This is a genomic window from Nesterenkonia aerolata, assembly GCF_031470965.1.
Classification (GTDB): Bacteria; Actinomycetota; Actinomycetes; order Actinomycetales; family Micrococcaceae; genus Nesterenkonia; species Nesterenkonia aerolata.
Map to the genome: position 1 here is coordinate 25,704 of NZ_JAVKGR010000007.1, position 18,876 is coordinate 44,579.

16 protein-coding genes are annotated in these 18,876 nt (G+C 68.3%); 10 read left to right on the top strand and 6 right to left on the bottom strand.

Annotation, left to right across the window (positions count from 1 at the left end):
• The first annotated feature begins 71 nt into the window (after nucleotides 1–71).
• Both RIL96_RS07305 and RIL96_RS07310 read left to right on the top strand, forming a co-directional pair.
• Nucleotides 72–1,313, top strand: coding sequence for a hypothetical protein (locus RIL96_RS07305; protein WP_310548358.1), 1,242 nt, complete (start codon nucleotides 72–74; stop codon nucleotides 1,311–1,313).
• Between the two features lie 21 nt (nucleotides 1,314–1,334).
• Nucleotides 1,335–2,597, top strand: coding sequence for a phosphotransferase (locus RIL96_RS07310; RefSeq protein WP_310548359.1), 1,263 nt, complete (start codon nucleotides 1,335–1,337; stop codon nucleotides 2,595–2,597).
• Here RIL96_RS07310 and RIL96_RS07315 read toward each other — a convergent pair.
• From RIL96_RS07315 to RIL96_RS07325, 3 genes are read right to left on the bottom strand one after another with little or no spacing between them, the layout of a single operon-like run.
• Nucleotides 2,539–3,246 (bottom strand): response regulator transcription factor, encoded by a 708-nt coding sequence (locus RIL96_RS07315; protein WP_310548360.1) that lies wholly within the window; start codon nucleotides 3,244–3,246, stop codon nucleotides 2,539–2,541. The genes RIL96_RS07310 and RIL96_RS07315 overlap by 59 nt on opposite strands.
• A complete protein-coding gene (locus RIL96_RS07320; protein ID WP_310548361.1) occupies nucleotides 3,246–4,775 on the bottom strand; it encodes a sensor histidine kinase in 1,530 nt (509 codons plus the stop codon). Before RIL96_RS07320 ends, RIL96_RS07315 begins: the two co-directional genes overlap by 1 nt.
• On the bottom strand, nucleotides 4,775–6,550 hold the full coding sequence (locus tag RIL96_RS07325; RefSeq protein WP_310548362.1) for a tetratricopeptide repeat protein: 1,776 nt from the start codon (nucleotides 6,548–6,550) through the stop codon (nucleotides 4,775–4,777). Before RIL96_RS07325 ends, RIL96_RS07320 begins: the two co-directional genes overlap by 1 nt.
• Before the next feature lie 100 nt (nucleotides 6,551–6,650).
• On the opposite strand from RIL96_RS07325, the gene RIL96_RS07330 reads away from it, so the two are divergent.
• Both RIL96_RS07330 and RIL96_RS07335 read left to right on the top strand, forming a co-directional pair.
• Complete coding sequence (locus tag RIL96_RS07330) at nucleotides 6,651–7,760, top strand: glycine betaine ABC transporter substrate-binding protein (RefSeq protein WP_310548363.1); 1,110 nt, start codon at nucleotides 6,651–6,653, stop codon at nucleotides 7,758–7,760.
• Between the two features lie 59 nt (nucleotides 7,761–7,819).
• Nucleotides 7,820–9,064 (top strand): pyridoxal phosphate-dependent aminotransferase, encoded by a 1,245-nt coding sequence (locus tag RIL96_RS07335; protein WP_310548364.1) that lies wholly within the window; start codon nucleotides 7,820–7,822, stop codon nucleotides 9,062–9,064.
• A gap of 49 nt (nucleotides 9,065–9,113) precedes the next feature.
• Here the strand turns inward: RIL96_RS07335 and RIL96_RS07340 are convergent, their stop codons facing one another.
• Complete coding sequence (locus tag RIL96_RS07340; RefSeq protein WP_310548365.1) at nucleotides 9,114–9,407, bottom strand: exodeoxyribonuclease VII small subunit; 294 nt, start codon at nucleotides 9,405–9,407, stop codon at nucleotides 9,114–9,116.
• Between the two features lie 82 nt (nucleotides 9,408–9,489).
• Nucleotides 9,490–10,893: an exodeoxyribonuclease VII large subunit gene (gene xseA / locus RIL96_RS07345; RefSeq protein WP_310548366.1), complete on the bottom strand. Its 1,404-nt coding sequence runs from the start codon at nucleotides 10,891–10,893 to the stop codon at nucleotides 9,490–9,492.
• Between the two features lie 187 nt (nucleotides 10,894–11,080).
• On the opposite strand from xseA, the gene RIL96_RS07350 reads away from it, so the two are divergent.
• From RIL96_RS07350 to RIL96_RS07360, 3 genes are all read left to right on the top strand, one after another.
• Nucleotides 11,081–12,046 (top strand): hypothetical protein, encoded by a 966-nt coding sequence (locus RIL96_RS07350; protein WP_310548367.1) that lies wholly within the window; start codon nucleotides 11,081–11,083, stop codon nucleotides 12,044–12,046.
• Between the two features lie 37 nt (nucleotides 12,047–12,083).
• Nucleotides 12,084–13,196 (top strand): 4-hydroxy-3-methylbut-2-enyl diphosphate reductase, encoded by a 1,113-nt coding sequence (locus tag RIL96_RS07355; RefSeq protein WP_310548368.1) that lies wholly within the window; start codon nucleotides 12,084–12,086, stop codon nucleotides 13,194–13,196.
• 99 nt (nucleotides 13,197–13,295) lie between these two features.
• Entirely contained in the window at nucleotides 13,296–14,996 is a 1,701-nt protein-coding gene (locus RIL96_RS07360) for an SLC13 family permease (RefSeq protein WP_310548369.1), read from the top strand.
• On the opposite strand, the gene RIL96_RS07365 is transcribed toward RIL96_RS07360, so the two are convergent.
• Nucleotides 14,944–16,170, bottom strand: coding sequence for a DNA recombination protein RmuC (locus tag RIL96_RS07365; RefSeq protein ID WP_310548370.1), 1,227 nt, complete (start codon nucleotides 16,168–16,170; stop codon nucleotides 14,944–14,946). The two genes, RIL96_RS07360 and RIL96_RS07365, sit on opposite strands and share 53 nt — an antisense overlap.
• Before the next feature lie 76 nt (nucleotides 16,171–16,246).
• Between RIL96_RS07365 and RIL96_RS07370 the strand changes: the two genes are divergently transcribed.
• The 3 genes from RIL96_RS07370 to RIL96_RS07380 all read left to right on the top strand — a co-directional run bounded on the left by RIL96_RS07370 (nucleotide 16,247) and on the right by RIL96_RS07380 (nucleotide 18,821).
• On the top strand, nucleotides 16,247–16,993 hold the full coding sequence (locus tag RIL96_RS07370) for a histidine phosphatase family protein (RefSeq protein ID WP_310548371.1): 747 nt from the start codon (nucleotides 16,247–16,249) through the stop codon (nucleotides 16,991–16,993).
• A gap of 68 nt (nucleotides 16,994–17,061) precedes the next feature.
• Nucleotides 17,062–18,063: an ABC transporter ATP-binding protein gene (locus RIL96_RS07375; protein ID WP_310548372.1), complete on the top strand. Its 1,002-nt coding sequence runs from the start codon at nucleotides 17,062–17,064 to the stop codon at nucleotides 18,061–18,063.
• The gene (locus tag RIL96_RS07380; protein WP_310548373.1) at nucleotides 18,060–18,821 is read left to right on the top strand and encodes an ABC transporter permease; all 762 of its coding nucleotides are present in this window, start codon (nucleotides 18,060–18,062) and stop codon (nucleotides 18,819–18,821) included. The genes RIL96_RS07375 and RIL96_RS07380 overlap by 4 nt, the downstream gene beginning before the upstream one ends.
• The last annotated feature ends 55 nt before the right edge of the window (nucleotides 18,822–18,876 follow it).

An 18,876-nucleotide genomic window follows, 5' to 3' on the forward strand; every position in this document is an offset into this window, starting at 1 on the left:
CCTCCGATCAGCGGATCCCCCGACGGGTGGGGACAGCGGGCGCCGATAGAGGGACAGGGAAGGGAGAAGCGGTGATACTGGGCGCATCTCGTCACCAGACGACGATGCTCACCGTCATCCCCGATCTGCCCATTCACTCTTCGGTGCTCTTCGCCTTCGCCGCCGGGCTCTTCCTGGCTGCGCTGATCATCCGAGCCCAGCGGCTGCCTGAACGGCCGGCGTCCCCGTGGACGGCGGCCCGTCTCATGCACCCCACGATCACCCGTCTCCGACGGCTCCGGCGGCCCCGGACCCCACGGAGGGGACGAGCAGAACGAAGGGCACCAATGTCAGAGAACACTCAGCGCGGTGGAGCCAGCACCGCGCTCGCGGCACCAGAGACCCGCGAGGCCCCCGCGGCCTCCGCCGGGGAACCCGTCGTCGAGGCTCCCGCGGCTGCGACCCGGGAGCCCACCGCCTCCTTCAGCGTGCGCTGGGGACGTGCCACCGTCGCGCTGCTCGGTGTGCTCGCCCTGGTGACCTCTGTGGTCACCGCCGTGATCGCGGCGACCGGGACGATCACCTTCACGATCCCGCTGATCGCCCTGCTGGTCTTCGCCGCCGCCATCGTCGGACTGCGCGCGATGGCGGTGACCCGACGCCGCGGAGAGCGGCGCGAGCAGCTCGATGCGGCTCTGGCGGAGGCGATGAATCCGACGCTGAGCTCCGAGGAGGCCGCCGCACAGCGCCGTCCGCACGTACCGACCACTGCGCACACGCTGCACGCCCAACAGGCGGCCCCCTTCGATGCGATGATCTCCGATGCCCGCGGCTCCGGCGGTCCCCGCTCGCTGCAGGAGATCGACGCCGACGGACTGCCGGTGGACCTGGCCGAGACCTTCGGAGACCAGCCGGAGCTGCAGAGCACCCCAGCGCACGCCCCGCAGGCGACCGCCCAGGCTGCACCCCAGCGCGCTCCTCAGGCCACCCCGGCGGAGCCCGCCTCTCAGGACACGGCTCACACGGCTCACACGGTTCGTACTGCTCACCCGGCAGACGCCAGTGGTCAGTGGCGTCCGCGTGAGGTGCCGCGGCCGAAGTATCTCGACGCGGAGAAGGTCACCCGGCCGCTGCCCGAGCCGCTGCGTCCCGAGCAGCCGGTCCCCAGCGGCGATGTCCGGCTCAACCGCGGCGACGCCGAGCCCGCCCACGCCGCCCACGCCGCCTCCGCCGCGGAAGCTTCACAGATCCCCGCGTTCTCCACGGCACCGCATCGGGGTTCCGGGCAGCAGGCACTGGATCTGGATGCCGTGCTGAGGCGCCGTCGGGCCTGATCCTCGGAGACGACGCACCCCGTGTCCGGTACAGAGGCCGATCAGCTGGCCTATCTGCAGTCCTCAGTGGTCAACGCGCCGGTGCGCACAGCTCTCCGGGGCCTGGGGATCATGCCCCGCCGAATTCGGCGGGAGAGCATCCAGCATCGTCCCGGTGCGGGAGTCACCGGGATCTACCGGGTTGAGGTCTCTGGGGCCAGCACCGGGGGTCCGGCTCGGCAGGTCGGCGTCGAGCACCTCTTCCTGGGGGTCACCACTGAAGCGGTGCAGGACCGCAGCACGGTCACAGTGGTGGACTCTGAGGTGGGGTCCTTGCACATCTGGCGGCATCCGGCCGATCCGGAGCTGCCCGGCTTCCACCTCGCCGCAGATCCGGCCGCCGTGGTCCAGCAGTGGGGTCGAGGCCGTGGGCTGCTCTCCCTGGAGACCATCAGTTACCGGCCGCTGCGCCGGGCTGTCATCCTCGCCATCTTCGACGACGGCGAGCGCGTGTTCCTCAAAGCGCTGCGCCGTGGCGCCGCAGCTCGCCTCGATGATCGGCACCGGATGCTCGCCGAGGCCGGCCTGCCGGTGCCGATGCCGGTGGATCGTCCGCACTGTGATGTCCTCGCCCTGCCCGACGGTGGTGGGGAACCTCTGGCGGAGGCTTTTCTCGCCGACGGTGCGGCCCAACTGTCACCAGGGCTGTTCGTCGAGCTTCTCGACGGGCTTCCGGAGCAGGTGCTCACCCTGGCCCAGCGTCCGTCCTGGAGCGACCAGCTCGACTCCTACACCGACGCCGCGGTCTCCGCCCTGCCGGAATGCGCCGAGCGGATCCAGGCTCTGTCCGGGAGGATCGCCGCGGAGCTGCCGCTGACCGAGACTGGTCCGCTGGTGCCCACCCACGGGGACTTCTACGAGGCCAATATCCTGATGCAGGATGGTGCGGTCTCCAGCCTCCTCGACGTCGACTCCCTGGGCCCGGGCCGCCGTATCGATGATCTCGCCTGCTTCCTCGGGCATCTGGCGGTGCTCCCGGCCGTGGATGCGCGGTATATCCATGCACCGGCGGCCTTCTCCCGGTTCGCCGCGGATTTCGCGCAGCGGACGGACCCGCACGGGCTGCGGCTGCGCTCCGCGGCGGTCGCGCTGTCCCTGGTGGCGGGGGCGCGGGACACCTCGCGCAGCACCTGGCGTCAGGAGGCCGAACATCGGTTGAGCTGCGCTGAGGCGCTCCTGGGCACGGTCAGCCGCGGCCCAGCTCTTCCGCAGTGGCCAGCCGATACCCGGCCCCGCGGACGGTGACGATGCGCTCAGCGCCGAGCTTGGTGCGCAGGTAGCGGATGTAGACGTCGACGACGTTGGAGGAGGTCTCCGTCGTCGATTCCCACACCAGGTCCAGCAGCTGCTCCCGGGAGAGCACCTGCCGCGGGTGGTCTAGGAGCACTTCGGCCAGTGCGAACTCGCGCGCCGAGAGCTCCACCGGTTCCTCGTCCACATGGGCCTGCCGGGTGCGCAGATCCAGATGAAGACCGTCCTGGCTCAGCTCCTGGGCAGGCTCTGCGGTGTGCCCGGCCGGGGCGGTGGTCGGTTCCTCGGCCGGAAGGCGCAGTGCCACCCGGGCGATGAGCTCCTCCACCCGGAACGGTTTGGACATGTAATCCTGCGCCCCGGAGCTCAGCCCCTGCACGGTGTCCTCCACGGAGGACCGGGCGGTGAGGATGATGACCGGCAGCTGTTCACCGGCGGAGCGGAGACGCTCCAGCACCTGGTAGCCGTCCATGCTGGGCAGTCCCAAGTCCAGGATCATCAGATCGAACTGCCCGTTGGTCAGGGCGACGATCGCCTCGGGGCCGGTGGTGGCGATCTGGGAGTCGTATCCGGCGGATTTCAGTCCTTTGGCGACGAAGGAGGCGATGCGGGGTTCGTCTTCGACGATCAGGATACGCTTCATCAGGGCCTCTCTGCTGATGGGGCGGACGGGTCTCGGGACGGCGGGTGAGTCGGCTGGGAGGTGGGTTCACGTGAACCGACGCGGTAGGGGATCTGCATCGTGAACCGGGAACCGGCCCCGGGGACGGAGTCCACGCGGATCTCCCCGCCGTGGCCGGCGACGATATTGGCCACGATGGTCAGCCCAAGCCCCGACCCCTCGGCCCGCGGCGCCTCAGCACCCCGGGCGAAACGCTCGAAGATCCGCTCGCGGTCCGCCTCCGCGATGCCCGCCCCGGCGTCCTGGACCCACAGGTCCAGCCGTGAGCCGCCGTCGGGCCTCCGGTTGATCGCTGAGCCCAGTGCGATCTCCGACCCCTCCTGGGAGAACCGCACGGCGTTATGGGCCAGCTGCAACCAGGCTTGGGTGATCCGCTGGGCGTCCAGGGGGACTGTGGCCTCTGCGGCGGACTCGGTGCGCCACTGGCGGTTGCCCAGCTGCGCGGCGTGTTCGGCGACCTGCCGGGTCAGTGCCGCCACATCAGTGGGTGCGGGGGAGAGGAAGTCTCGCTGCTCGGATTTGGCGAGTGTGAGCATATCCTCCACCAGCCGCCCCATCCGGTCGAGTTCGTCGAGGGAGAGCTCCCGGACGGCGAGGACGTCGTCGCGGTCTTCCGGGTCGACCAGCTCGAGGTGACCGCGCACGATGGTCAGCGGGGTGCGCAGCTCGTGGCCGACGTCGTCGAGCAGCCGCCGCTGGGAGACCACAGCGGATTCGAGCCGATCAAGCATCGCGTTGACGGTGACGGTCAGTTCTCCGAGATCGTCGTGGGAGGTCACCTCGATGCGTCCGGAGATATCGGTCTCTGTGATCGACTGGGCGGTCTCACGCAGCCGACGCACCGGGTAGAGCATCCGCCCCACGGTGAGCCAGCCCAGCAGTGCCGCCACCGCCAGCGCCCCGACGCCCACCCCCGAGTAGGTGGCGAAGGTGCGATTGAGGGTGACCATCTCGGCGTCGGTGTCTGCGGCGAGGACGAACAGGGTCTCGGCGCGGTCTTCGGGGAAGAGCACCGGCAGGATCACCGCCCGGTAGCTGGATTCCTCGGTCTGGACGGTGCGGATGCTGCGTTCGGTGATGGGTGCCTGATCCTGCACCCACTGGAGGAACTCCGGGTCCTCGTCGAGGCGGACCGGTTGCCGTTCGTTCGGAGTCCAGGTGACCTCGCCTTCACGCAGGGCCACCATCGATTCGTTCTCCGCGAGCATGGTCTGCATCATCGCCGAGTAGATCAGCCGGTCGGCGCTGCGCCAGGACTCGCCGGTCTGCGGGTCGGTGCTGGTCTCGGCGATCCGGATGAACTCCACGGCGCTGCGTTCCAGGGAGTCGTCGATGCTGCGGTGGGTGTCGATGCGTTGGAGCAGGTAGGCGGCACCGCCGGCGAGGACGAGGACCAGCAGGGAGACCAGCACCATCGAGGTGAGCACGCGGGTGCGCACCGGCAGGTTGCTCAGCGGCCGACGTCGGGGCCGAGGAGTAGTGCTTGCCATCACGCCTGGCGGCGGCGTTTCAGCCGGGTCAGGTCACGGCGCAGTCGGGCCGCCTCTTCGGCCTTGTCCTGACGCATCAGCGCATCGATCCGGCCTTCGAGGGCTTCGGCGACCAGGTCGTCCTCCTCACCGACGTCGGAGACGGCCATGCGCAGGATCGCTTCGGCCTCATCGGCGCGGCCCATCTGCAGCAGCACCTGACCGGCGAAGATCTCCGCGTTCGCCGCGGAGCGGGCGTCCTCGGCGGTGCGGAAGAGATCGGCGGCGTCGAGGGCGCGGGAGACGGCGCCGGTGCCGTTGCCCAGGGCGATCAGCCCGCGGGCGATGGAGTCGGTGATATCGGCGACCAGCCAGTCCGTGCCGTGGTCCTGGGCCAGGGACAGGGCACGGTCCAGGTGCGCGGTGCCGGCGGAGTCACCTTCCCGGGTGAGCAGGTGGCCCAGGGAGTGCAGTGCCTGGACCAGCACGGCTGGGTCCTCCTGGGACTGTTCAGCCAGTTCTAAGCCCATCTCGTAGTGTTCGCGGGCGGTCTCGAGCTTCTCCAGGGAGGCTGAGAGCGCGCCGGCGGCCAGGTGGGCGCGGGCCGCTTCGTCGGGCTCATCGTCGTTGAGGAAGATCTCGGCGGCCTCCTGCCAGTGGGCCAGGGCTTCGGTCGGGCGTTTCTGCTGGGCGACGGCGTGGCCGAGCCCCATCAGCGCCTTGCCCCGGGTGGAGGAGTCCTGCAGATTCTGGCCCCGGGAGACGATGCGGTCCAGGACCTTCTCGGCCTCACGGTATTCGTCGCCTTCGAGCAGCTGCTGCCCCAGCGCCAGGGAGAGGACGGCGGCCTCCGGGAACTCTCCGAGCTCGGCCTGCTGCACTGCCACCTGCCAGGCCAGCACCGCAGATTCCTCGTCCTCGACGGCCGAGGCGAGTCCGGCGACCAACGCGGCCGCCGAGGCCGAGCCCCGGCGGACTCCGCAGGCAGCGTAGAGCTCCGCAGAGGCCACGGCTTCCTCGAGGGCTTGGGCGGTGCGGTCCTGCCCGTGGTGGACGGTGGCGCGCAGCATCTGCATCGCACCGCGCACGGCCCGGTTCGCCGGGGCGGCGAGCACCGATTCGGCGACGGAGAGCGCTTCCTCGGACTCTCCGGCGAGCAGCAGGCTGTGGGCGAGGAACATGCGGGCCCCGGCCAGGGCCTCCTGCCGGTCATGGGCGGCGAGGATCCGGCAGCTCTCCTTCACCAGCGGCAGTGTGGCCTCGGGTCCGGAGTCATGCAGGGTGCGCACGGCCAGGGAGGAGAGCACATCGGCGAGCACCAGGCTGCCCGCGGAGCCGGCTTCGGCGTCCTCGGCGCGCAGTTCCTCGGCGACCCGGGAGAGGATCTCACCTTCGACGGCATCGGGTTCGCGCAGCAGCATCGCCCCGAGGTCCTCCTCGATGCGGGCTTGCCGGGTCCGCCCCAGCTGGCGCAGCAGGGCGATCCGTTCGGCCAGGACGGGAGCGGAGGCGTCGGAGTCTCCGCGCATCTCGTGGACTCCAGAGAGCACACGCAGCAGCATCAGCCGATTCTCCGAGGTGTCGCCTCCGGGTGCCTGCAGTCCTGCGCGGGCGGCGTCGGCGGCTGCGGCGTATCGTTCGCCGTAGGCGGCCTCATAGGCCAGATCGATCCACCCTCGTGCGGTCTTCGCTGTGGTCTCGGTGACCTGGGGAGCGTGCAGCAGAGCTTTCAGACGTGTGGCCAAAGGTGCTGTGCCGGGCATCTCCACCTGAGATTCTGCGTGTTCACCGGTCATCTTCACCAGCCTACGGCACGGTGAGACTCGGTACCGGGGTTATGTATCGGGGTATGGCGCTGAGATGGGATGGCGCTGCGGTGTCCGTAGAATGGCGGCCATGACTTCTCCGGCCCTCATCACGGCGCCTGCCGCCTGGGCGCGTGATGCTGGGGGTACAGCGTCTATGCAGAGCTGTGCAGGGCCTGTGCCGGTGCGGAATTTCTCTGTCCGCAGGCCGCTGACGGGACTGTTCGCGGGGCTGTTCTCCCTGGTGCTGGCGGCCTGCGGCGGCCCACCTGCCGGGCAGGAGCCCACTGGGGAGGCGGCGGAGGACGCCTGGCGTCTTGCCGTCGGGCAGGACCCGGTGGATCAGGCTGTGGCCTATGCCTATTCCTTGGCACTGAACTCCCGGGACGCTCCGGCGGTGGTGCAGACCGGTGAGACGGCTTCTGCCGAGCTGGCGGCGGAGCTCTCCTCATCTGAGGGTGAGGTGGCCGGTGACGGCACTGACGACGTCGCCTCCTATGACCTCGTCGTCTCCCGTTCCCTGGCTCTGGCCGAAACCCTCGATCCGGACGGTTTCGCTGAGCTGGCCGAACCGGACGGGACTACGGCCGCAGCCTCGACGTCCACCGAAGATCTCACCACACTGATCGAAGAGGCCTTAGACGGCGCCGAAGTCCTCACCCCCTCAGCCGGTGAGCTGGACAGCACACTCGTGATCACCACGGTGACCGCCGAGGGCGAGGGCATCGACCTCGACGGCTCCTCCGATGCCGAATCCTTCACCGACGCCTGCCACGGGCAACGCCTGGGAGTGGACGAGGCACTGCCCGAGATCGAGCATCGCCTGGCTGAGAGGTACGACTGCGAGCCCGAGGAGCTCAGCGTTGCCGCACCGGAGGATCTGGTGGATCAGCTGATCACCGCCGAGATCGATGCCGCGGTGGTCAGCAGCTCCACCCCGCAGATCCATGACTACGCGCTGGTCTCGGTGGAGGATGCCCGCGGCGCCTTCCCCACGGAGCAGTACCTGCCGGTGGCCAAGACCTCGGTGGCCGAAGAGATCCCCGACGTCGCCGCGGAGGTCTCGGAGAGCCTTGACCAGGACGCGCTGAGGCTGATCCAGCGCCTGTTGGACGGCCCCGATGGGCTCAGCCCCGAAGAGGCCGCTGAGTACTGGCTGGTGAGTGAGGAGATCATCGCTGAGCCGGAGGACTGGGGCTGATCCGGCGCGCCCTGCCCGAGGTGTTCCGCGCCGCGGTGCAGATGAGGCAGTATTGATCCATGGACCAATACAGCGATTTTCTCCAGTCCGAGAAGCTGCGCGGTGTGCGCTACGACGTGCGCGGTCCCATCGCTGAGGAGGCGGCCCGGATGGAGGCCGCCGGGCACCGGATCACGAAGCTCAACATCGGCAATCTGGCGCCGTTCGGCTTCGAGGCGCCGGATTCGATCCTGGTGGACATGATCAAGAACCTGCCCCAGGCGCAGGGATACTCAGAGTCCCAGGGCATCTACTCGGCGCGTATCGCCGTGGCCCAGTACTACCAGTCCCGGGGGATGACCGACGCCGACGTCGAAGACGTCATCCTCGGCAACGGGGTCTCGGAACTGATCACCATGGTGCTGCAGGCGATGCTGAACCCCGGTGACGAGGTGCTCATCCCGTCTCCGGACTATCCGCTGTGGACGGGGGCGACGACGTTCTGCGGTGGGCGCGCCGTCCACTACATCTGCGATGAGCAGAACCACTGGTACCCGGACCCGGAGGAGATCGAGTCGAAGGTCACCGACCGCACGAAGGCCCTGGTGATCATCAACCCGAACAACCCGACCGGCGCGGTCTACCCCCGGCATATCCTCGAAGCCCTGGTCGACATCGCTCGCCGGCACAACCTGATCCTGCTCTCGGACGAGATCTACGAGAAGATCACCTACGACGGCGCCGAGCACATCAACGCCTGCACCCTCTCCGACGACGTGTTCACCATCACCTTCTCCGGGCTCTCCAAGACTTGGCGGGTGGCCGGGTTCCGTTCCGGGTGGATCTATATGTCCGGGCCGAAGCAGCGAGCCAAGAACTATCTCGAAGGACTGACGCTGCTGTCCAATATGCGGATGTGCCCGAACGTGCCGGCCCAGCATGCCATCCAGACCGCATTGGGCGGGTACCAGTCCATCAATGACTTCATCGAACCTGGTGGGCGTCTCTACGAACAGCGCAACACCGCCTACCACCTGCTCTCGCAGATCGAGGGCGTGACCGTGGAGCAGGCCGACGGCGCGCTGTACCTGTTCCCCCGCTTGGACCCGGAGATCTACCCGATTCCCAACGATGAGAAGTTCGTCATCGAGCTGCTGCGCCAGCAGAAGATCCTGGTCTCCCACGGCCGGGCCTTCAACTGGATCGATGACCAGCACTTCCGCCTGGTCACACTGCCGTCGGTGGAGGAGCTGGAGATCGCCGTCGAGGGCATCTCCGACTTCCTGGCCTCCTACCGGGACGCTCACGCCCGGGCGAGGGTGTAGTCAGCGCTTAGTCATCGTGTAGTCACCGGCATAGACCTCGTGGTGGGGTCTAAGCGCTCGTGGTCTGCTCGTCATCGTCGTCCAGGCTGCGCCGGACCTCCTCGAGGCGGGAGCGGGCACCGTCGAGCCACCGCTCGCAGCGGTCGGCCAGAGCCTCGCCGCGCTGCCACAGCGCCAGCGACTGCTCCAATGGCACCCCGCCGGTCTCCAACTGCTGGACCACGGAGACCAGCTCCTCGCGGGCCTGCTCATAGCTCATCGTCTCGATATCTTCGGTCCGCACCTGGGCGAACCCCTGTTCGTCCTGCCGATCCTGCTGCCCGGCGTCCTGTTCCTGGGTCATGATGCTCCTTAATATCTCCCTGTTCGCTAGTTCCGTGAGGTGCCGTGCGTTCTCTGCGATGCCCGGCCTCGTCACCGGCGCGTCACCTGCCGTCGGCGTCGAGGCTCCGCAGTGCTCGGGCGGTGAGTTCCCCGTCGGCCACCATGACCCGCAAGGGAGCTCCGGCAGGGACCCGCGAGGCATCGCGGACGATCTCCCACCCCGCACGAGCGCTCGGTGTGCCCTGCTCGTCGAGCGCATCGGAGTCCGAGTGCTGTTGCACCACCGCGTATCCGCGGTCCAACGTCGACTGCGGGGACAGCGCGGTCACCCGGGCGCGGGCGGCCTCCACCCAGTCCCGGCCGCGGTCCAGCCGCGCCTCCATCGACACCAGCGCCCGACGCCGCAGCCCGGTCAGCTCCTCAGCCCGCACGGTGACCATCGTCTCGGGCCGCGCCATCACCGGACGCGAGCGGATCGTCTCCAGCCACTGCTGCTCGCGGCCGATCAGCCGTTCCACACCGGCCGACATCCGCGCCCGTGCCTGGGTGATGGCCTCCCGCTCCTGGGTCTCTTCCACCACCAGCAGCTTCGCCGCCCCGGTCGGGGTCGAAGCCCGCACATCGGCCACCTCATCGAGCAGCGGACGGTCGGCCTCATGCCCGATGGCTGAGACCACCGGGGTCTGCGCCCGGGACACCGCACGGATCATCCGCTCGTCGGAGAACGGCAGTACCACCTCCTCGAGCGCACCACCGCCTCGGGCGATGACGATGACATCCACCCGCTCGTCAGCGTCGAGCTCGGCCAGCGCCTCGACGACTTCCGTCGGTGCGGAGGGCCCCTGGACGGCGACCTCACGAATCTCGAACTCGGCCGCGGCCCACCGGGCATGCGTATTGCGCAGGATGTCCTTCATCGCATCCGAGGCGCGGCCGGTGATCAGCCCGATCCTGCCCGGGAGCACCGGCAGCGGCTTCTTCCGCTCGGGGGCGAACAGCCCCTCGGCGGCGAGCTGCTTCTTCAGCTGCTCCACCCGGGCCAGCAGATCGCCCAACCCGACTGGACGCATCTGCTGGGTCACCAGGGACAGCCGACCGGACTTCTCATACAGATTGGGCCGTACCTGGGCGACCACCCGAGAGCCGGGGGAGACCAATCCGTCGATCGCCGAGGCCGTCTGGCGCCAAGCCACCGCGGTGAAGGAGACCTCCTGCTCCAGGTCTCGCAGGGTCATCCACGCATTGCCGCGGCGTACAGTGAACTCCACCAGTTCGCCCTCGACCCACGTCGGCGGCACCCGCTCGATATGGGCCTTCAGCTTCCCCGAGAAGTGGCTCAGCGGCCACGGGTTCTCCGCCGTCGTCTCCACTGAGGAACCGGCCAGCCCGCCGGCTGACCCGGTCCGTGACCCAGCGTCTGACCCAGCGCCTGATTCGGCACCTGCCCCAGTGCCTGGACCCGTGCCCGACTCCTGCGGATCCTCTGGCGTCCCAGCCTCAGCCACAGTGCTCCCTCCCACCGATCGTCCAACCCTCTCACCGGTCATTCAGCACAGGCCGGTATCCTCGGCTGCTGTCAACGCTTCTCCGGGACAACTCTACTCATGACCGCCCCGGTACCCGGGGTTCTCCACAGGACATCCGCCGCGGCCTCTTCCACAGCCTGGACCGTTGAAAGGACCACACCCGATCATGCGCCACCTGCTGAGCATCCTGAGCCTGCTCGTCGCTGCCGTGCTGGCCGCCGCGGCCCTGGCCGGTCACCAGGTGAACGCCCTGGCCCACAGCGAGGAGCCGATCCGTGAGATCGCCGGAGACATTCCGGCTGAACCGGACTTCGGCGAAGCCGCCGCAGACATGGTCACCGAGGGCCTCGACGAGCAGCTGCCGGTCTCCCTGCCCGGACCGATCGACAGCGCCATCCACAGCACGGTGCTCTCCATGTTGGACTCCGCGCAGATGCAGGGCCCCTGGGATGAGGTGCTGCAGCAGACCCGCCGTGACTACGCCGCCCAGTTGGAACAGCTCTTCGCCGACGGCGGGACCGGTACCGCTGATGACATCACCGTTGAGGTGGACCTGAGCCCGGTGGTCGAGGAGATGACCTCCTCGCTGCGTGAGGACCTCTCCTCCGGGCTGAGCTGGCTCCCCGGGGTGGAGGAGTCCTCCTTCGACGGGCTGGCCCCGGAGGTCGTCGTGGATCTCGACGCCGGCATCGACGACGACGCCGACCCTTACATCTGGGCCGCGGTGGTGCAGCTGAGCGGATACTGGCCGGTCTTCGCCGTGGTCTCGGCCCTGCTGCTGGGCCTCGGGGTGCTGATCGGCGGCGGACGCAGCCGCTGGATCGGGCTGGCCCTGGCAGGGTTGGTCTTCAGCGGAATCTGCTTGTGGATGGCGCTGGTCCCGGCCGCCCCAGAGTTCGACCGTCCCCCCGAACTCTCCGAGGCCGCGGGTGCGATCCTCACCCATGTGGAGGCTGGTGTGCGCCAGTGGGCGCAACCTACATGGTGGGTCGGGCTCGGTGCGGGGGCGGTGCTCGTCATCGGTGGTCTGCTGGGAGCCGCACTGAGCTCGAACGGGCACTGGAACAGACGACGCCGGCAGGCATCGCAGGTGCCCACCGATCCGGAGCACGCGCATCTGAGCAGGGTCTGACTGCGGGCAGACCGGGCTGGCCGGTAGAATTGCCCGCATGACTACCCCCGTGACGTCGGATGCCCCTGCACGCCCTCGGCACGTCTCGATCCCTACGCCGATCGTCCCGCCGAAACGCCGCGCCCCGGAGGAGATAGCCGCAGCCTCGACGTTCTCTGGGGAGCGCCGAGTGCTGCTGGCCGCCCCACGAGGGTACTGCGCCGGAGTGGACCGAGCCGTCGTCGCCGTGGAGAAGGCCTTGGAGCGGTACGGTCCGCCGGTCTACGTACGCAAGGAGATCGTGCACAACCGGCACGTGGTGGAGACGCTGACCGAGAAGGGCGTGGTCTTCGTCGAAGAGACCGACGAAGTGCCCGAAGGCGCCCTGCTGGTCTTCTCCGCCCACGGTGTCTCCCCGGCGGTGAAGCAGAGCGCCGAGGACCGCGGGCTGCAGACCATCGACGCGACCTGCCCGCTGGTGACTAAGGTCCACCGCGAGGCTGTCCGGTTCGCCAAACAGGACTACGAGATCCTGCTGGTCGGCCACGATGGCCACGAAGAGGTCGAGGGCACCTACGGGGAGGCCCCGGAGAACACCACGATCGTCAACGGCCCCTGGGAAGTCGATCAGATTGAGGTGAAGGACCCGGACCGGCTGGTCTGGCTGTCTCAGACCACGCTCTCAGTGGACGAGACCATGGAGACCGTCACCCGGCTGAAGGAGCGTTTCCCCAACCTGCAGGACCCGCCCAGCGATGACATCTGCTATGCGACATCGAACCGGCAGGCTGCGATCAAGAAGGTGGCCCCGGACTCTGACCTGGTGATCGTGGTCGGCTCGGCGAACTCCTCGAACTCGGTCCGGCTCAAGGAGGTCGCCCTCGAATACGGTGCCCGGCGTGCCGAGCGGGTGGACTTCGCCGCGCAGATCGATGAGACCTGGTTCCAGGACGCCCAGACCATCGGAGTCACCTCCGGGGCCTCCGTGCCCGATGTCCTGGTCGGAGAGGTGCTGCGGCTGCTGGAGGACTACGGCTACGGCGACGTCGAGGAGGTCGTCACCGCGGAGGAGGACATCGTCTTCTCCCTGCCCAAGGAGATCCGCAAGGCTCTGCAGGAGGTCGAGGCGAACGACGACGTCGGCCGGGGTGGCCGTCGCCGCTCGCGCTGACGGCGCGCTGGCTATCGACCCGGCTCCCCGGCGTCCTCTACGTCCCGTAGAATGTGCTCGGTATCACGCACCGAGGGAACATTGTGAGGGAGCACAGCCATGGCCGAGAACCGGTCCCGCGTCGAGGGCGACCACCTGAAGAAATACGATCCTGGCCGCCGCGCCGCCCAGGATGAACGAGAGCTCTCCGAAGGCTCCCGGGCGGAACCTGTGCCTCGGTCGGCACTGGTCCGGCGCCTCATCGGTCTCATCGGCGGTGTGCTCGGGGCGGTGCTGATCTACGCGATCATGCCCGGGGACCTTGACGTATGGCCTCGGCTGACCGCGGCCACGGCTGTGCTGATGGCCGTGTGGTGGATGACCGAGGCCATCCCGATCCCGGCCACCGCGTTGCTGCCGCTGATCATCTTCCCGGTGCTCGTCCCCGCCGCTGAGACGGAGGAGGGTGCCGGGGTCGGCGTCGATGACATCGGTGCCTCCTACGGCAATAACATCATCTTCCTGTTCATGGGCGGGTTCATGCTCGCCCTGGCCATGCAGCGATGGAACCTGCATCGGCGGATCGCGCTGGGCACGCTGCGGCTGATGGGATCCAAACCGGTCAACCTCATCGCCGGATTCATGATCGCTACGGGCTTCATCTCCATGTGGGTCTCCAACACCGCCACCGCGGTGATGATGCTGCCCATCGGTATCTCCGTGCTGATGCTGGTCAACCGTGTGCTCAAGGAGCAGGGCCAGGATCTCGAAGGCGACACCGCCGACGGTGCCGACTCGGCGGACGGCCGCACCGCCGATGAGGACACCGACGCCGCCGAGGTCACCACGCAGCAGCCGGTGAAGTCGAACTTCGGCACCGCGCTGATGCTGGGCATCGCCTACGCGGCCTCCGTTGGCTCGCTGGGCACGATCATCGGCACCCCGCCGAATACGCTGCTGGCCGGGCACATGGCCACTGAGCACGGGATGAACATCGGCTTCGGTCACTGGATGCTGGTGGGTGTACCCATCGCAGTCATCATGCTCTTCGCGACCTGGTTCCTGCTGACCAAAGTGCTCTTCCGCCCCGAGATCACCGAAGTGCCCGGCGGCTCCGACCTGATCCGCGGGGAGATGGACAAGCTCGGGCCGATGAGCTCAGGGGAGAAACGGGTCTTATCGATCTTCGTGCTCGCGGCACTGGCGTGGGTCTTCGTCCCGCTCATCTCCGAGTACCTGATGGGGCTGGAGGATCCGTTCATCTCCGACGCCGGTATCGCTATGGCCGTGGCTGCCCTGCTGTTCCTGCTACCCGGCGGCGCGGCCAAGGGCGTGCGCCTGCTGGACTGGGAGACCGCGGCGAAGCTCCCCTGGGGCGTGCTGCTGCTCTTCGGCGGCGGCTTGGCGCTCTCCGGTCAGTTCTCCGGTTCCGGGCTCTCCGAGTGGCTGGGCTCCGCCGTGGAGGGTCTGGCTGGAGTCCCGATGTGGGTGCTGGTGTTGATCGCAGCCGTGGGCATCCTGCTGCTGACCGAGATGACCTCCAACACGGCCACCGCCGCGACCTTCCTTCCGGTGGCCTCCGGCGTGGCGATGGGCACCGGCATCGAGCCACTGATGCTCGCCGCACCGGTGGCGCTGGCTGCCACCTGCGCGTTCATGCTGCCGGTGGCGACCCCGCCGAATGCCATCGCCTACGGCTCCGGCTATGTGACGGTCGGCCAGATGGTCCGTGGCGGGGTATGGCTGAACATCGTCGCCGTCATGGTGATCACTCTGGTGTCGATGACTCTGGTGGTCTGGGTGTTCGGTCTGAGCTACTGAGCCTCAGCTCCTCCCGGGTCAGGCCCCGCACCGCAGCGTCGAGATGACGTGTGGGCGGGGCCTGAGTCGTCTCAGGCTCTGCCTCAGCCAGGCAGTCCGGTGTGGTGTGGTCCTCGCCGTCGGCGGCACGGACCTCCAGATCACGCATCCGCTGGACCTGGGGGAAGACGCTGCGCTCCAGGGAACCGACCAGCCGGTTGTACTGATCCACCGAACGGTTCAGGGCACGGCCGAGCTGGTCCAGGTGACCGCCGAGGGTGCTGAGCCGTTGGTGCAGCACCCGGGAGGCCTCCACCACGGCCCCGGCGTTCTGCGCCATCCGCTCCTGCCGCCAGGCCGCCGCCACCGCCTTCAGCGCCGCCAGCAGAGAGGCCGGGGAGACCAGGCTGACTCCGCGGGTCATCGCGTGGTCCAGCAGGCTCGGATCTGCGGTCAACGCCGAGGAGAGCAGAGACTCCGCGGGGACGAAGCACAGCACCACCTCGGGGGAGAGGTCCACGGATTCCCAGTAGCGCTTCTTCGCCAGCTCCTCGATCCGGGCACGCAGCGCCTTGGCCTGTGCGGCCGGATCATCCGGTGCCAACGGTGCTTTGGCATCGACGATGAGCTGACGCTCCCCGGGCAGGTGGACCACCATATCCGGGCGCAGTCCGGCCCCGTCGACGTCGGTCCCGGTGTGCTGCTCGGCGAAATCCACGTGGGGGATCATCCCGGCGGCCTCAACCACCCGGCGCAGCTGCACCTCACCCCAGTGGCCCCGAGCAGTGGTCGAATGCAGGCTTCCCATCAGCGCGCGGGTGGACTCGATGATCAGCTGATCAGACTTCGCCGCCGTGCTCAGCTGCTCGGTCAACGCACTGTGCTGGGCGGCGCGCTCGCGCTCCATCGTCTGGATCTGCTGCTGCATCGTCGTCAGCGACTGCCGCACCGGGATGAGCATCTCGATCAGCGATTCCCGTTCGGTCTCGCGTGCCGTCTCCGACTCCTCCTCGGCCTGCCGCTGACTGTGCAGCAACCGGTTCTCCGCCTGCGCGCCGGCCAACTGCTCCCGCAGCTCGGTCACCTCCTCCACCCCGGGGCCGTCGAGCCGGGTACGGCGCAGCATCAGGAGGGCGAGCACGGCACCGAGGACGAGACCGATCAGTGCACCGAGAAAGAACACCAAGAAATCCATAGCCCCAGCATCGCACCGGCCTATGACACGATGAACTCCGACACCACTTCCGTCGCCCACGAAGGGACCCCGCCCCATGATCCGCGTGCTGCTGTGCCGCCACGGTGAGACCGACTGGAACCGCGACCACCGCCTGCAGGGGCATTCCGATATCCCCCTGGCTGAGTCGGGACGTCGGCAGGCCGCTGCCACCGGGGCGTTCGTCCGTGCGCAGCAGCCACAGCTGGGTCATGTCTCCTCTCTGGTGCGCACACAGCAGACCTACGAGCAGTTCGGCCTCGACGGCGCCGGTGCTGCCGGGTCCCCTCAGATCTGGGACGAGCTGCGGGAACAGAACCTCGGGGTCTGGGAGGGCGCCTACGCCGCCGAGATCAGAGATTCCAAGCCGGAGGAGTTCGCCCAGTGGCGTTCCGGTGATTTCACCCCTGAAGGCGGCGAGTCCCAGCAGATGCTCGCTGCTCGGATGGGGCGGGCCTTCTGCGAGATCGTCCGGCAGACCGCGACGGTGGAACCCACGGCCTCACCGGATCTGAGCTTCGAGGTCCGCACTGCGGTAGCGGTCTCCCACGGGGCGGCGCTGCGTGTGCTGTTCGAATCGATGGGTCTGATCGACCGCAGCCGATTCATCCCGCTGACTCCGGCCTCGGTGACCGTGATCGACGTGCCCCTGACCGATGCGCCGCTGTCGAGTTCGCTGCCGCGCGGGGGAGTGGAGGGCGACGACCTCGCCGGGGCGGTGGCCGCACTCAGCGATGAGCAGATCGTCTCCCACGCGCGGCTGCGCGTGCTCAACCTCTCTCCAGAGCTTCTTCTGAACCCCTGACATTCGTCATGGCCGATCCATGACACCGGCTATGGGGTCCTGTCGCTGCTGCGCCAGAGACTGGTGTCATGACGATCTCACAGCACACTGCGCCGCAGCATTCGGCCAGCCGGGAACCGATGGTCTCGGTGGAGTCGGTCACTCGCAGCTTTCCAGGATCCGGTGGCCGGGTGGTCGCCGTCGACGATGTCTCCCTGACTGTGGCACCGGGGGAGGTCGTCGCCGTCCTGGGGCCCAACGGGGCCGGGAAGACGACCCTGCTGGACATGATCCTCGGGCTCAGCACTGCCGAGACCGGGAGGATCCGCATCGGCGGCACCAGCCCGAAGAAGGCCGTGCAGAACGGCCGAGTCGGTGCATTGCTGCAGACCGGCGGGCTGCTGCCTGATCTCTCCGTCGCTGAGACGATCCGCATGGTCGCATCCCTGCACCGGTCCCACACGCCCGTCGAGGAGGTCATGGAGACCGCCGGGCTCACCGGCATCGCCCGACGGCGCATCGGCAAGTGTTCCGGCGGCGAGCAGCAGCGGGTCAAGTTTGCCCTGGCGCTGCTGCCGGAACCGGATCTGCTCGTGCTGGACGAGCCGACCGCAGGAATGGACGTCTCGGCTCGGCATGAGTTCTGGGAGCGGATGCACACCCAAGCCGAGGCTGGGACCACGGTGCTGTTCGCCACCCACTACCTGGAAGAGGCTGAGCAGTTCTCCCGCCGCACTGTGCTCTTGGGTGGCGGACGGCTGCTGGCCGACGGGCCCACCGATGAGGTCAGAGCCCAGGCGGCCTCAGCCCATGTGGTGGTGACCTGGTCTCCGACGGAGCAACAGCTGCGCGGGCTCCCCCACGTGACGGACTCCGCACGTATCGGCTCGCAGGTGAAGTTGCGCACCGACGATGCCGACACTTTGGCCCGGCACTTGCTCACCCGTACTGACGCCCACAGCATCACCGTCACCCAGGCCTCGCTGGAGGAGGCGTTCATGACGCTGACCGGAGATGCGTCACAGGACACGTCCCAGGACACATCTCAGGATGCATCCCAGCACGCACACCAGAAGGAGACGCAGCGATGAGCCTCATCACCTACACCGCCATGGACTTCTGGCGGAACCTGCGCAACATGGGCAACTCGTTCTTCGTGATCATGCTGCCCACCGCCCTCTACATCTTCTTCGGCGTGAACACCGGCTGGGCGGATGAGTCCGTCGGTGACGGCAATGTCAGCGCCTGGACGATGATCGCGATGGCCTCCTACGGTGCCGCGATGGCGACCACCTCGTTGGCCGGTGCCGCCGCCGTCGAGCTGCAGCAGGGGTGGGGTCGCCAGCTGGCGATGACCTCGTTGCCACACGGGATGTATGTTGTCTCTAAGACGGTGACGGCGCTGATCATGGCCTCCTGTGCGGTGGTGGTGCTCAACGTCGTCGGTCTCTTCACCACGGCTGAGATGACGCCGGTGGTCTGGGTGCAGAGTGCGCTGCTGACCGTGGTGGGTGCGCTGCCCTTCGCGCTCTACGGGCTGGCCGCCGGGCTGGCTTTCCGCTCCGATGCCGCCGTTGGCGCGGCCTCCGGGTTTCTCGTCATCCTGGGGTTCCTGGGCAACGCCTTCGCCCCGCTGGACGGCGCCCTGCTCGACTTCGCCCGCTTCACCCCGATGTACGGGACCGTCGCCCTGGCCCGCTATCCGCTGAGTGATGGCGGCGGTGTGACGATGTCCGGGGAGCAGTACACCGACCCGCTATGGGGGATCCTGCTCAACGTCGGAGTCTGGGCGCTGATCTTCGGCCTGCTGTGCCTGATGCTGGGCCGCCGGGCCACCATGCGACGATGAGACCGAGCCCGACAGCCCCTGACCACGCGACCGACAACCGCCCGAGACCACCCGA

What these genes read in the sequence shown, in the direction of transcription:
- RIL96_RS07325 (WP_310548362.1), bottom strand. Translation starts at nt 6,550, where the DNA reads ATGACCGGTGAACACGCAGAATCTCAGGTGGAGATGCCCGGCACAGCA.
- RIL96_RS07320 (WP_310548361.1), bottom strand. Translation starts at nt 4,775, where the DNA reads ATGGCAAGCACTACTCCTCGGCCCCGACGTCGGCCGCTGAGCAACCTG.
- RIL96_RS07375 (WP_310548372.1), top strand. Translation starts at nt 17,062, where the DNA reads ATGACGATCTCACAGCACACTGCGCCGCAGCATTCGGCCAGCCGGGAA.
- RIL96_RS07340 (WP_310548365.1), bottom strand. Translation starts at nt 9,407, where the DNA reads ATGACCCAGGAACAGGACGCCGGGCAGCAGGATCGGCAGGACGAACAG.
- RIL96_RS07370 (WP_310548371.1), top strand. Translation starts at nt 16,247, where the DNA reads ATGATCCGCGTGCTGCTGTGCCGCCACGGTGAGACCGACTGGAACCGC.
- RIL96_RS07350 (WP_310548367.1), top strand. Translation starts at nt 11,081, where the DNA reads ATGCGCCACCTGCTGAGCATCCTGAGCCTGCTCGTCGCTGCCGTGCTG.
- RIL96_RS07360 (WP_310548369.1), top strand. Translation starts at nt 13,296, where the DNA reads ATGGCCGAGAACCGGTCCCGCGTCGAGGGCGACCACCTGAAGAAATAC.
- RIL96_RS07335 (WP_310548364.1), top strand. Translation starts at nt 7,820, where the DNA reads ATGGACCAATACAGCGATTTTCTCCAGTCCGAGAAGCTGCGCGGTGTG.
- RIL96_RS07365 (WP_310548370.1), bottom strand. Translation starts at nt 16,170, where the DNA reads ATGGATTTCTTGGTGTTCTTTCTCGGTGCACTGATCGGTCTCGTCCTC.
- RIL96_RS07380 (WP_310548373.1), top strand. Translation starts at nt 18,060, where the DNA reads ATGAGCCTCATCACCTACACCGCCATGGACTTCTGGCGGAACCTGCGC.
- RIL96_RS07315 (WP_310548360.1), bottom strand. Translation starts at nt 3,246, where the DNA reads ATGAAGCGTATCCTGATCGTCGAAGACGAACCCCGCATCGCCTCCTTC.
- RIL96_RS07355 (WP_310548368.1), top strand. Translation starts at nt 12,084, where the DNA reads ATGACTACCCCCGTGACGTCGGATGCCCCTGCACGCCCTCGGCACGTC.
- RIL96_RS07330 (WP_310548363.1), top strand. Translation starts at nt 6,651, where the DNA reads ATGACTTCTCCGGCCCTCATCACGGCGCCTGCCGCCTGGGCGCGTGAT.